General features: G+C 72.4%; 13 protein-coding genes. 1 reads left to right on the top strand and 12 read right to left on the bottom strand.

Annotated features, from left to right (window positions below; genetic code table 11):
- From trbL to trbB, 6 genes are all read right to left on the bottom strand, one after another.
- On the bottom strand, nt 1-920 hold a 920-nt coding region (gene trbL / locus GXW74_RS16880), incomplete at its 3' end, for a P-type conjugative transfer protein TrbL (RefSeq protein WP_211847700.1).
- Nucleotides 921-964: 44 nt separating this feature from the next.
- Complete coding sequence (gene trbJ / locus GXW74_RS16875) at nt 965-1,714, bottom strand: P-type conjugative transfer protein TrbJ (RefSeq protein ID WP_211847699.1); 750 nt, start codon at nt 1,712-1,714, stop codon at nt 965-967.
- Nucleotides 1,711-4,149: a conjugal transfer protein TrbE gene (gene trbE / locus GXW74_RS16870; protein ID WP_211847698.1), complete on the bottom strand. Its 2,439-nt coding sequence runs from the start codon at nt 4,147-4,149 to the stop codon at nt 1,711-1,713. The genes trbJ and trbE overlap by 4 nt, the downstream gene beginning before the upstream one ends.
- A 7-nt stretch (nt 4,150-4,156) precedes the next feature.
- Nucleotides 4,157-4,429: a VirB3 family type IV secretion system protein gene (locus tag GXW74_RS16865; RefSeq protein WP_211847697.1), complete on the bottom strand. Its 273-nt coding sequence runs from the start codon at nt 4,427-4,429 to the stop codon at nt 4,157-4,159.
- Nucleotides 4,429-4,749, bottom strand: a complete 321-nt coding sequence (locus GXW74_RS16860) for a TrbC/VirB2 family protein (protein ID WP_211847696.1) — start codon at nt 4,747-4,749, stop codon at nt 4,429-4,431. Before GXW74_RS16860 ends, GXW74_RS16865 begins: the two co-directional genes overlap by 1 nt.
- On the bottom strand, nt 4,746-5,714 hold the full coding sequence (gene trbB / locus GXW74_RS16855; protein WP_211847695.1) for a P-type conjugative transfer ATPase TrbB: 969 nt from the start codon (nt 5,712-5,714) through the stop codon (nt 4,746-4,748). Before trbB ends, GXW74_RS16860 begins: the two co-directional genes overlap by 4 nt.
- 110 nt (nt 5,715-5,824) lie before the next feature.
- Between trbB and GXW74_RS16850 the strand changes: the two genes are divergently transcribed.
- Nucleotides 5,825-6,274: a hypothetical protein gene (locus GXW74_RS16850; RefSeq protein ID WP_211847694.1), complete on the top strand. Its 450-nt coding sequence runs from the start codon at nt 5,825-5,827 to the stop codon at nt 6,272-6,274.
- Between the two features lie 262 nt (nt 6,275-6,536).
- On the opposite strand, the gene GXW74_RS16845 is transcribed toward GXW74_RS16850, so the two are convergent.
- The 6 genes from GXW74_RS16845 to GXW74_RS16820 all read right to left on the bottom strand — a co-directional run bounded on the left by GXW74_RS16845 (nt 6,537) and on the right by GXW74_RS16820 (nt 11,715).
- Nucleotides 6,537-6,809: a hypothetical protein gene (locus tag GXW74_RS16845; protein ID WP_211847693.1), complete on the bottom strand. Its 273-nt coding sequence runs from the start codon at nt 6,807-6,809 to the stop codon at nt 6,537-6,539.
- Between the two features lie 284 nt (nt 6,810-7,093).
- Nucleotides 7,094-8,071 (bottom strand): Bug family tripartite tricarboxylate transporter substrate binding protein, encoded by a 978-nt coding sequence (locus GXW74_RS16840; RefSeq protein WP_211847692.1) that lies wholly within the window; start codon nt 8,069-8,071, stop codon nt 7,094-7,096.
- Between the two features lie 152 nt (nt 8,072-8,223).
- A complete protein-coding gene (locus GXW74_RS16835) occupies nt 8,224-9,198 on the bottom strand; it encodes a Bug family tripartite tricarboxylate transporter substrate binding protein (RefSeq protein ID WP_211847691.1) in 975 nt (324 codons plus the stop codon).
- A complete protein-coding gene (locus GXW74_RS16830) occupies nt 9,195-10,343 on the bottom strand; it encodes a CaiB/BaiF CoA transferase family protein (RefSeq protein WP_211847690.1) in 1,149 nt (382 codons plus the stop codon). The genes GXW74_RS16835 and GXW74_RS16830 overlap by 4 nt, the downstream gene beginning before the upstream one ends.
- A complete protein-coding gene (locus tag GXW74_RS16825; protein WP_211847689.1) occupies nt 10,340-11,317 on the bottom strand; it encodes a Bug family tripartite tricarboxylate transporter substrate binding protein in 978 nt (325 codons plus the stop codon). The genes GXW74_RS16830 and GXW74_RS16825 overlap by 4 nt, the downstream gene beginning before the upstream one ends.
- Nucleotides 11,314-11,715 carry a Zn-ribbon domain-containing OB-fold protein gene (locus GXW74_RS16820; protein ID WP_211847688.1) on the bottom strand — a complete coding sequence of 134 codons (402 nt, stop codon included), beginning with the start codon at nt 11,713-11,715 and terminating at the stop codon, nt 11,314-11,316. The genes GXW74_RS16825 and GXW74_RS16820 overlap by 4 nt, the downstream gene beginning before the upstream one ends.
- Between the last annotated feature and the right edge of the window lies 1 nt (nt 11,716).

Here is an 11,716-nt window from a genome sequence, read left to right as displayed (position 1 = left end):
CCGATGGCCGAGCTCGCCGCGCCGACCGCGGCCGCGCCCGTGCGCACGGCAGCGGCGCCGGCGACCATGGCGCCCCCTGCCGCGAGCCCGGTGCCGACTGCCGCGCCCGCGCCGAGCTGCGGTCCGCCGGAGATCAGCCCGTTGGCGATGCCCGGCCCGAAGATCCCGAGTGCCAGCAGCGCCAGCGCGGCGAGCACGATGGACATCGCCTCGTCGATGGTCGGCTGGTTGGCGCCGAAGCCTGCGGTGAACTGCGCGAAGAGCGTCGAGCCGATGCCGACGATGACGGCCAGCACCAGCACCTTCACACCGGAGGAGACGACGTTGCCGAGCACGCGCTCGGCGAGGAAGGCGGTCTTGCCGAACAGCCCGAAGGGCACCAGCACGAAGCCCGCCAGCGTGGTCAGCTTGAACTCGATCAGCGTCACGAAGAGCTGGATCGCCAGGATGAAGAAGGACAGCAGCACGACCGCCCAGGCGAACATCAGGATCGCGATCTGGACGAAGTTCGTGAAGAACGAGATGTAGCCCATCAGCCCGGAGACGGCCTGGAGCAGAGGCCGCCCGGCATCAAGGCCGACCTGCGCGACACGTCCCGGCTGGAGCAGCTGCTGTGCCGTGATGGTCGAGCCCGAGGCGACCAGGCCGAGGCCGGCGAAGCTGTCGAAGATGACCTGCGCGAGGAAATTCCAATTGTCGATGATCCAGGCGAAGACGCCCACGAAGAGGGTCTTTTTGATCAGCCGCGCGATGATGTCGTCGTCCGCCCCCCAGGCCCAGAAGAGCGCGGCGAGGGTGATGTCGATGACGATGAAGGTGGCAGCGAGGAAGGCCACCTCGCCGCCGAGCAGCCCGAAGCCGCTGTCGATGTAGCGGGTGAAGACGTCGAGGAAGCGGTCGATGACACCGGTGCCGTTCATGGCACGTCCCGAGGTGTGCGAGGTTGCGGCGCCACGACCACGGCTCAGCGGCCATGGAACATCTGCGCCGCGCCCGGCTGGTAGCCGGCGCCCGGGGCGAGGAAGCGCTCCAGCTGCTCGCGCGCCTGCTCCTCGCCGCTGGCCACGCGCGCGGCCTCCAGCGCCTGGGCGCGGCCCTGCGCGGCGAGGAGGGCGGTAAGGTCCGCGATCTGCTGGGACTGGAGGGCCAGGAGCTGGTTGCCCGCCTGCGCCGCCTGAAGCGCGCCGGTGGCGCCCTGGCTCTGGCCGATCAGCGCTTCGATCTCGGCGCGTGTGCCGGTGAGGTTGCCCACCACGGTCGCCTGGGTCATCAGCGCGTCCTGGAAGCCGGCCACCGAGGTCTGCCAGCGCTCGCGCGCATTGGCGAACATCTGCTGGCTGGAGCCGAGCGAGGCGGCGCCGCCGTAGCCTTGCGTGAAGGCGCGCTCGATGTCGGTGACCTCGTAGGCGAGGCGCTGGGCGCGGGCGATCAGCTGCTGCGTCCGCGCAAAAGACTGCTGCAGCCGCATGAGCGAGGAGTAGGGCAGGCTCGCGAGGTTGCGCGCCTGGTTGATGAGCATCTGCGCCTCGTTCTGGAGCGAGGCGATCTGGTTGTTGATCTGGTCGAGCGCGCGGGCGGCGGAGAGGATGTTCTGCGCGTAGTTCCACGGGTCGAAGACCGTCCACTGCGCCTGGGCGGGCGTGACCGTGACGGGGAGCGGCAGGCCGAGCAGGGCGGCGCCGACCAGCGCGGCGCGAAGCGGGCGGCGGATCATGGGGCGGTATCCTCCGGAGGGTCGGGCAGGAGCTCGGCGGCCCAGTCGAGGCCACGGCGCAGCAGCCAGGCGCGCGCGAAGCCGCTGCGGCCATAGGCGCCGACGATCTCGGTGATGGTGGCCTGGTCGGCTTTGGAGGAGGCAGCGCAGAAGGCGAGCGCGACCTCCGACAGCCCCAGTTCGAAGAGCCGGTTGCCGCGGCGGGACTGGCAGTAGTAGTCGCGCTTGGGCGTCGCGCGGGCGAGGATCTCGGTCTGCCGGTCATTCAGCCCGAAGCGCGCATACATGGTGGCGATCTGCGGCTCCAGCGCACGCTCGTTCGGCAGGAAGACCCGCGTTGGGCAGCTTTCGATGATGGCCGGCGCGATGGCCGAGCCGTCCACGTCGGCCAGCGACTGCGTCGCGAAGATCACCGAGGCGTTCTTCTTGCGGAGCGTCTTGAGCCATTCGCGCAGCTGTGCGCCGAAGGTGGCGTCGTCGAGCGCGAGCCAGCCCTCATCGACGATGATCAGCGTCGGCCGCCCGTCGAGGCGCCGGCCGATGGCGTGGAAGAGATAGGCCAGGACGGCGGGGGCCGCAGCGGTGCCGATCAGCCCCTCGGTCTCGAAGGCCTGCACTTCGGCCTCGCCCAGCCGCTCCAGCTCGGCGTCGAGCAGCCGGCCCCAGGGGCCGGCGAGGGTGTAGGGCTCGAGTGCCCGCTTGAGCGCCTGGGATTGCAGCAGGACGGCGAGGCCGGTCAGGGTGCGCTCATGGATCGGCGCCGAGGCGAGGCTGCTCAGCGCGGACCAGAGATGATCCTTCACCGCGGGGTCGATCGCGACACCCTCGCGGGCGAGCAGGCCGGCGATCCATTCGGCCGCCCAGGCGCGTTCCTCCGGCGCGTCGATGCGCGCCAGCGGTTGCAGCGCGACCGGCTCGGCCATGTCGCCGGCCAGTGCGCCGCCGAGGTCGTGCCAGTCCCCGCCCATGGCGATCGCGGCAGCGCGGATCGAGCCGCCGAAGTCGAAGGCGAAGACTTGCGCGCCCGCGTAGCGCCGGAACTGCAGCGCCATCAGTGCCAGCAGCACCGACTTGCCCGCGCCGGTCGGGCCGATGACCAGCGTGTGCCCGACATCACCGACATGCAGCGAGAAGCGGAACGGCGTCGCGCCCTCCGTCCGCGCATGGAAGAGCGGCGGGCCGCCGAGATGCTCGTTCCGCTCCGGCCCGGCCCAGACCGCCGAGATCGGCACGATGTGCGCGAGGTTCAGCGTCGAGATCGGCGGCTGCCGCACATTGGCGTAGAGATGCCCCGGCAGGCTGCCGAGCCAGGCCTCGACGGCGTTCACCCCCTCGCGGATGACGGTGAAGTCGCGGGACTGGATGACCTTCTCGACGAGGCGGAGCTTGTCGTCGGCGGCGCGGGCGTCCTCGTCCCAGACGGTGACGGTCGCCGTGACATAGGCCCAGCCCCAAGAATCCTGCCCGAGTTCCTGCAGCGCCTCGTCGGCGTCGGCGGCCTTGTTGGCGGCGTCGCTGTCGAGCAGCACGCTCTGCTCGTTGGTCATCACCTCCTTGAGGATGGCGGCGATCGACTTCCGCTTAGCGAACCACTGCCGGCGGATGCGCGCCAGCAGTTTTTGGGCGTCCGTCCGGTCGAGGCAGATGGCGCGGGTGGACCAGCGATACTCGAAGGCAAGCGCGTTCAGCTCGTCGAGGATCCCCGGGAAGGTGGCGCTCGGAAAGCCGATGATGGTGAGCACGCGCAGATGCGCATCGCCCAGGCGTGGCGCGAGGCCGCCCAGCAGCGGCTGGTCGGCCAGCAGCGCATCGAGATGCATCGGCGTCTCGGGAGCGCGGACCAGGTGGCGGCGGGTGGAGACCGTCGAATGCAGGAAGGTCAGCGTCTCGGCATCGTCGAGCCAGCGCGCCTCCGGCACGAAGGCCTCGATCTGGTCGAGCACGCGGTCGGTGCGGTCGATAAAGCCTCGCAGCGCCTCGCGGCCGGTGGCGGCGTCGACGCCCTGCGTGCCCTCGTAGAGCCAGCCCTCGGCGCGGGCGGCGTCGTCGGCGGGCGGCAGCCAGGCGAAGGTGAGGACGTAGCTGCTCTCGAAATGCGCGCCGTCCTCTTCGAACTGGGCGCGACGCTCGGCGTCGACCAGGGCTGAGACAGGGTCGGGGAAGGTGCTGCCGGGGTAGCCGCGCGCCGGGACGCGCTGCGCCTCCGCAAAGACCGCCCAGCCCGAGCCGAGGCGCCGCAGCGCGCCGTTGAGGCGCGCGACGGTGGCGGCGAGCTCGGCCGGAGTGGCGCTGTCCAGGTCCGGGCCGCGGAAGCGGGCGCTGCGCTGGAAGGAGCCGTCCTTGTTCAGCACGACACCGGGTGCCACCAGCGCGGCCCAGGGCAGGAAGTCCGCGAGGGTCTGGGGCTTTCGGCGGTACTCGGCGAGGTTCAGCATCGCCGCCTCACGCGCGCAGCCAAGCGGGGTAGCGCAGGTGCCGGCGCACCACCTCGACGAACTGCGCATCTCGCCGCGCGGCCCAGACCGCGGCGAGGTGGCCGACCAGCCAGATCAGCACGCCGGCGACCCAGAGCCGCAGCCCGAGCCCGATCGCCGCGGCGAGCGTGCCGTTGGCGATGGCGACCGCGCGCGGAGCGCCTGCGAGCAGGATTGGCTCGATCAGCGCGCGGTGCACCGGCGCCGAGAAGCCCGGCACCGGATCGGCCGGCGCGGTCATCAGATGAGCGCCCCGCCGCCGAACTGGAAGAAGGACAGGAAGAAGCTCGATGCCGCGAAGGCGATCGAGATCCCGAAGACGATCTGCACCAGCCGCCGGAAGCCGCCCGAGGTGTCGCCGAAGGCCAGCGTCAGGCCGGTGACGATGATGATGATCACCGCGATGATCTTGGCGACCGGCCCCTCGATGGATTCCAGCACCTGCTGCAGCGGCTGCTCCCAGGGCATGTTCGAACCCGCGGCGTGGGCGGGCGCGGCGAGCGCGAGGCAGAGCGCGAAGGCGGCCGCGCCGGCGAGGCGCGTGCGCAGCGTGGACGTCATGGTGTGTCTCCTGCGGGGGTGAGGTCGTAGTCGCCCGTGGCGGTGAGGTCGCGGACCTGGGTGAGCTCGGCGAGGTGGCGGTCGGAGCCGCGGCCGGCGAGCACGGCGATGACGTCGATCGTCTCGGCGATCAGCGCGCGTGGGACGGTGACGACGGCTTCCTGGATCAGCTGTTCGAGGCGGCGCAGTGCGCCGAGCGCGGAGCCGGCGTGGATGGTGCCGATGCCGCCGGGGTGGCCGGTGCCCCAGGCCTTGAGGAGGTCGAGCGCCTCCGCGCCGCGCACCTCGCCGATGGGGATGCGGTCGGGGCGCAGGCGAAGTGCGCGGCGGACGAGTTCCGACAGGGAGACGACGCCGTCCTTGGTGCGCAGCGCGACCAGGTTCGGGGCGCGGCACTGCAGCTCGCGCGTGTCCTCGATCAGCACGACGCGGCCGCCCTCGCGCGCCACCTCGGCGAGCAGCGCGTTGGTCAGCGTCGTCTTGCCTGTGGAGGTGCCGCCGGCGACCAGGATGTTGCGGCGATCCGCGACGGCGGTGCGCAGCGTGGCGGCCTGAGCGGCCGTCATGATCCCGGCGGCGACGTAGTCCTCCAGCGTGAACACCGCGACAGCGGGCTTGCGGATCGCGAAGGTCGGGGCTGCGACGACGGGCGGCAGCAGGCCCTCGAAGCGCTCGCCGGTCTCGGGCAGCTCCGCCGAGACGCAGGGGCGGTCCGCATGGACCTCCGCGCCAACATGATGCGCGACGAGGCGGATGATGCGTTCGCCGTCGGAGAAGGAGAGACAGCGACCGGTATCGGCGAGGCCCTCAGCGAGGCGGTCGATCCAGAGCCTACCGTCAGGGTTCAGCATCACCTCGACGACGGCGGGGTCTTCGAGCCATGCCGCGATGCCGGGGCCGAAGGCCGTGCGCAGCATCCGCGCGCCACGTGCGGTCGTCTCGGCCTTGAGCGGATGCAGCGACATGCGGTCCCCGTGGCGGCGCCGCGGCGGAGGCGCCGCAGCGGGCGGGGACGATTAGAGAGCGACAGGTCAGGGCAGGTTCAACAAGCAAGAGATCGGAGTAGTAGCATAGCGTGGAGAGGCAGGCTTTCGCATCACCACGAAGTCGCAAGCAGCTTCATCGGACGGTTTCCCCGGTCGCGCTGATCGGCGTCATCGGCTTCGACGGTCGGTTCGAGCTTGAGGCGCTGCGGCTCTACGCCCTGCCAGAGGATGCGCCAGCGATCCTCTACCGCTGCCCCTCGCTGCCGGCCGCGACACGGACGCTGGCGCTGGAGACGATCTGGGACCTTCCGAGCCTCGGTCCTGGCGCGACGGCGAACGTTGACGTCACGGTGCCCGGTGCACAGCGGGGCGACTTCGCCGACGCGTCGCTCGACATCAGCAGCATCGCCTTCGTGCTGGATTGCCACGTGTGGTCCAACAGCACCGTGCGCATCACGGCCCGCAACGTCAGCGCGTCGACGGTGGGTCTCGCCGTGGCGCCACTGGCGGTGCAGGTGGTGAAGCGGCGGGTGCCGTAAGCGGCGGTTCAAGGCGGGGCGACGGGAGGCGCACGACCGTGGCCGCAAGCGCCATTTTGTGCGCCCTCCGGCTGAGAGATTGACGTCCATCAACGACACCGGCGGCGACCACGCTTAGCCTAGCCACATGCGGCGTGTCCATGCAAGCTGGGGCGCCGTCAGCAGGGCTGGCACCCTGCGGCGCGCCGCGGAGGGTGGCGCGTCGCCCGGTCCCCCGATGCGCCGCGTGCGTCGCCCGGTTTTGGCCGGCGCCGCCCGCCGCTCAGCCAGCCAGCCAGCGGTGGAACTGCCGGCTGCCGCCGAGGAAGCCGCGCTCGCGAAACTCGCGGCAGAGGGCCATTGCGTTCTCGCAGTCCTCGGCCACGCGTGCCCCGAGGTAGGGGAGATGGGGATCGAGGATGCTCGACCCCGGGCCGTGCGCCATCCGCGCCGCGAAGCTCTCCGCGCGGGCGTACTTGTGCACGGTTCCGAGCGCCAGGCCCATCGCGCGCGAGATGCCGAGCAGCGTCCCGCCCGCCAGATGCCGGCGACGCACTTCCTCGTAGGGCGCCTGCCATCGGGCGCGGCTCTCGGCGCCGGCCGCTCGCTCGGGCGCGCTGCGCGGGAAGGCCTAGTCGCGGAGGGCCAGGGTGGCGGCGGCCCCTGCCTCGGCTCCGCCCGGCGGCAGCACCGGCAGCACCGGTAGGCGCCGGAGCTGGACGTGGGCGCCGTGCAGCCAACGCTCGAGGGCTTGGCGCACGCAGGGCGTTCACCCGACGATGAACCGTGCTGCCGCCGCGCCCGCGCATCGTCGCAAGCGGACTCGCAAGGGACCCGGTCCTACCCGTCGAGCCGCGCTCCCGACCGGCGCACCACCTCGGCCCATTTCGCGTTCTCGGCGGCGATGAAGCGATCGAACTCGGCCGGGCCCATCGGCCGGGGCTCGGTGCCGATCTCGCGCAGCCTCGCCTGCACGCCGCGCTCGGCCAGCGCCTCGAGTATGGCGCCGGCCAGGCGCTCGACCACCGGCCGGGGCGTGCGCGCCGGCACCTGGGTCGCGAACCAGGCGACCGCCTCGAAGTCGGGGATGCCGCTCTCGGCCACTGTCGGCGTGTCGGGCACCGCGAACCACCGGTTGGCCGAGGTCACGGCGAGCAGCCGCAACCGTCCCTCGGTCACATGCGGCAGGTAGGATGGCAGGTTGTCCACCGCGACATGCACGCGCCCGGAGAGCAGTTCGGGGATCACCCCGCCGGTGCCGCGGAAGGTCACGATCTGGAGGTCGATGCCGGCGCGGGTCTTGAGGTATTCGCACGAGATGTGCCCCGAGGTGCCGTTGCCGGGCACGCCGCAGTTCAGCTCCCCGGGCCGACGCTTGGCCAGGGCGAGCAGTTCGGCGAAATTGGCCGCGGGCACCTCCGCATTGACGAAGACGCCGTTCGCGACCTGGTTGACCAGCGCGACGGCGGCGAGCTCGTCCGGCCGGAAGGGCATCCGGGCATAGAGATAGGGGTTGATCGCCGCGGTGCCGATGGTGGCCATCAGCACCGTGTATCCGTCAGGTTCCGACCTGGCGACGTATTCGGCGCCAATGTTGCCGCCGGCCCCGGCGCGGTTCTCCACCACCACGGGCTGGCCGAGGGTGACGCTCAGCCTTTCGGCCAGCACGCGCGCCGTCACGTCGGTGGCCCCGCCGGCGAGGAACGGGACGACCAGGCGGATCGGGCGGCCGGGCCAGGGGGCCTGGGCGCGGAGCACGGCCGGCGCGGCGAGGATGGGCAGCGCGCCGATGGCGGCGCGGCGGGTGATGGTGTTCATCTTGGACCTCCCTGCTTACTTTTGCTCGACGCTACCGTCGCGCGGAGCGCGAGGGCAAGACGCCTGGCGCCGCCGGCATCCCCCCGCCCGGCGGCGGCGGCGGTCCCGGGCGAGACCGGCATCGGCAGGCGCGCCGTGCCCCCGGTGCGGGGTCAGCCCGCGCGCAACTGGCCTTCGCGCACCAAGCGGCGCCAGTCCTCGATCTCGCGGCGGACGAAGGCGGCCAGATCCTCGGGCGAGCCGACGCGATAGCTGCTGCCCTCGGCAGCGATCTGCGCCTGCATGTCCGGCCGGCCGGCGATCTCGCGCATCTTGGCGTTGAGCTGCAGGATCACCGGCCGCGGCGTGCCGGCCGGGGCGAACAGGCCGATCCAGGAAAACACGGCGTAGCCCTCCATTCCCGGCAGGGACGAGACCAGCGGCAGTTCGGTCAGGCCGGGATGCGGCTCGGTTCCCGTGGTGGCCAGGGCGCGCAGGCGTCCCTCCCGCGCATGGGCCAGCACCTGCCCGCCATCCACCACCATGAGCTGGACCTCGCCGGCGAGCAGCGCCGTCACGCCCTGCGGCGTCGAGCGATAGGAGACCTGCGTCATCTCGAGCCCGGCCAGGGCCTTGAGCATGGCGCCGCCGGCCATGCTGCCGGTGTTGCCGACGGCGTAGTTGATCCGCCCGGGATGGGCGCGGGCATAGGCGATCAGCCCGGCCATGCTGTGCACGGGCAGCGCGTTGTTCACCACCACGATCAGCGAGGAGTTGGTGACCAGCGTAATCGGGGCGAAATCCGCCACCGGGTCGTAGGGCAGGTTGGGCACCAGCGCGACATTGGCCGCATGGGTGCTGTTGGTGCCGTAGAGCAGCGTGTAGCCGTCCGGGCGCGCGCGCGCCACCGCCTCGGCCGCGATCACGCCATTGCCGCCGGGGCGGTTCTCCACCACCACCGGCTGGCCCCAGTCGAGCGAAATGTAGTGGCCGAAGGAGCGCGCACGCAGATCGGTGGAACTGCCGGCGGTGAAGGGCACCAGCGCGCGGATCGGGCGCGAGGGGTAGCGTTCCTGCGCGCGCGCCGGCAAGGCGGCCGGCAATCCGGCCAGCGCCGCGGCCAGCCGGCGCCGTGCGATGCTTGTCATGTCTTGGTTCCTCCCATTCCCGCGGCCCGGTCCGGCGCGGCGCCGGGCAGCGCGGGCGCCGCCGCGCGGATCGCCGGCCTTTCGCCGTCGAAGGACACCGGTAGGCCGAGCAGGCGGTAATCCTCCCCGGGCACCGGCAGCAGCAGGCCGACCGCCTCGGTCTGCGGCTCGCGCGCCACCTCGGGGATGGTGTTGATCGGCCCGCAGGGCACGCCCGCCCGCTCCAGCCGCTCAAGCCAGGCCGCGCGCGAGCGCGTCGCCAGCACGGCGGCAATCTCGCCCAGCAGCGCCTCGCGGTTCTCGAGCCGGCGGCGGTTGGTCGCGAAGCGCGCATCCTCCGCCCAGTCCGGCCGGCCGAGCACCGCGGCGAAGGCGACGAACAGCCGGTCATTGCCGCAGCACACTATGAGCGGCGCATCGGCCGCCTGGAACGCCTGGTAGGGCACCATGTTGGGATGCCCGGTGGCGGTGCGCGGCAGCAGCCGTCCCTCGTTCAGCCAGGACGTCAGGCGCTGGCCGGTCCAGACCAGCGCGGTCTCGAACAGCGAGGTGTCCACCACCCCGCCGCGCCCGGTCGCCTCGCGCCGGCGCAGCGCCGACAGGGCGCCGATCACCGTCCACATCGCCGTGCCGTAATCGACCACCGAGGCGCCGATGCGCTGCGGCGGCGCGCCTTCCTCGCCGCTGACCATGCACAGCCCGGCGAAGGCCTGCAGCAGCGGCTCGTAGCCCGGCCGCAGGGCGAGCGGCCCCTTGCGGCCGAAGGCGCTGATCGCGCAGTAGATCAGGCGCGGATGCCGCGCCAGCGTCTCCGCCGCGCCGATGCCGAGCGCCTCCGCCGCGCCAGGGCGCAGGTTGTGCACCAGTATGTCCGCCGGCGCGAGCAGCTCGTGCAGCCGCGCGCGGCCGCCGGGCTTGCGCAGGTCGAGCACCACCGAAGCCTTGCCGCGGTTCATCTCGTGGAAGGTGAGGCTGTCGCCGCGGCGGAAGGCCGGCCCCATGCCGCGCGAATCATCGCCGCCCGGCTTCTCCACCTTGACCACCTCGGCGCCGAGATCGGCGAGGATGGCGCCGACGAAGGGGCCGGCCAGCACCTGGCCGAGCTCGACCACCCGCAATCCGGCAAGGGGGGCCGGCGCGCTCATTGCGGCTCGATCCCGGCCTGGCGGGCGGCCTCGCGCCAGCGCTCCACCTCCTGCGCGACGAAGCCGGCCACGCCCTCGGGCGGCAGTTCGGAGGGGATCGTGCCTTCCTCGGTCATGCGCGCGCGCAGCCCGGGCTCGCGGCCGATCGCGATTACCTCGGCATTGAGCCGGGCGACGATCTCCGCCGGCGTGCCGGCGGGGGCGAAGATCGCGCTCCAGGAGGCCACCGCATAGCCGGGAAGGCCCGCCGCCCCGGCGACCGTGGGCACGCCCGGCAGCGCCGGGACCGCGGCATCGACCGTGACCGCGAGCGCGCGGACGCGGCCCTGGCGGATCTGCGGCAGCGCCACGACGGCGTCGCTGAACATCACCTGCGCCGCGCCGGCGATGACGTCGAGGATCGCCTGCGCGTTCGACCGGTAGCTCACATAGGTCATGGACACTCCGGTCCCGGCCTTGACCATCTCCGCCGCGAGATGGGAGGAGGTGTTGCCGCTGGCGTAGTTCAGCGCGCCGGGATGGGCCCGCGCATGGGCGATCAGCCCGGCCATGTCGCGCACCGGCAGGTCGTTCGAGACCACCACCACCAGCGGCGTCCGCCCGATCAGCGCCACCGGCGCGAAATCCGCCACCGGGTCGTAGGGCAGGCGGCGGAACAGCACCGGATTGGCGGCGTGGGTGGTGTTCGAGGTGAACAGCAGCGTGTAGCCATCGGGCCGCGCGCGCGCCACCGCCTCGGCGGCGAGGATGCCGCTGCCGCCGCCGCGGTTGTCCACCACCACCGGCTGGCCCCAGGCGGCGGCCAGGCGGTCGGCATAGAGCCTGGCGCGCACGTCGCTGCCGCTGCCCGGCCCGAAGGCCACGATCAGGCGGATCGGCCGCGCCGGATAGGTCTCGGCCCGCGCGGGGCGCGCCGCCGCGCCGAGCAGCAGCGCCGCCGCCGCCCGCCGGGGCAGCGGCGCCCACCCGTTCACGCGGCCCCCACCGGGGCGAAGCGCGGCAGGTTCACCCCGAAATCCGACTGCAACTCGAGGCGCACGCGCATCCCCGCGGCGATGCTCTCATGCGGGGCGAGGATGTTGGTGATCAGCCGCGGCCCCTCGTCGAGCTCGACGATCGCGACATTGTAGGGCAGGCGGTCGCGGAAGGCGTCGTGATAGGCGGTGTGATAGACCACCCAGCTGATCACCTGCCCCGTGCCCGCGGCCTTCTCCCAGGCGGCGCCCTCGCGCAGGCAGGCGGGGCATTCGCGCCGCGCGGGCAGCCAGCGATGGCCGCAATGCGGGCAGTGCTGGAAGCGCAGCTCCCCGGCGGCGAGGCCGGCCCAGTAGGCTTCGTTCAGCGGGGTGACCTCCGGTGTCGGCAGGGTCATG

Source organism: Neoroseomonas eburnea (genome assembly GCF_018129005.1).
GTDB classification, from domain to species: domain Bacteria; phylum Pseudomonadota; class Alphaproteobacteria; order Acetobacterales; family Acetobacteraceae; genus Neoroseomonas; species Neoroseomonas eburnea.
The sequence above is the reverse complement of the archived record's forward strand: the minus strand, read 5'-3'. Positions and strand labels throughout refer to the sequence as shown.

What these genes read in the sequence shown, in the direction of transcription:
- trbJ (WP_211847699.1), bottom strand. Translation starts at nt 1,714, where the DNA reads ATGATCCGCCGCCCGCTTCGCGCCGCGCTGGTCGGCGCCGCCCTGCTC.
- trbE (WP_211847698.1), bottom strand. Translation starts at nt 4,149, where the DNA reads ATGCTGAACCTCGCCGAGTACCGCCGAAAGCCCCAGACCCTCGCGGAC.
- GXW74_RS16865 (WP_211847697.1), bottom strand. Translation starts at nt 4,429, where the DNA reads ATGACCGCGCCGGCCGATCCGGTGCCGGGCTTCTCGGCGCCGGTGCAC.
- GXW74_RS16860 (WP_211847696.1), bottom strand. Translation starts at nt 4,749, where the DNA reads ATGACGTCCACGCTGCGCACGCGCCTCGCCGGCGCGGCCGCCTTCGCG.
- trbB (WP_211847695.1), bottom strand. Translation starts at nt 5,714, where the DNA reads ATGTCGCTGCATCCGCTCAAGGCCGAGACGACCGCACGTGGCGCGCGG.
- GXW74_RS16840 (WP_211847692.1), bottom strand. Translation starts at nt 8,071, where the DNA reads ATGAACACCATCACCCGCCGCGCCGCCATCGGCGCGCTGCCCATCCTC.
- GXW74_RS16835 (WP_211847691.1), bottom strand. Translation starts at nt 9,198, where the DNA reads ATGACAAGCATCGCACGGCGCCGGCTGGCCGCGGCGCTGGCCGGATTG.
- GXW74_RS16830 (WP_211847690.1), bottom strand. Translation starts at nt 10,343, where the DNA reads ATGAGCGCGCCGGCCCCCCTTGCCGGATTGCGGGTGGTCGAGCTCGGC.
- GXW74_RS16820 (WP_211847688.1), bottom strand. Translation starts at nt 11,715, where the DNA reads ATGACCCTGCCGACACCGGAGGTCACCCCGCTGAACGAAGCCTACTGG.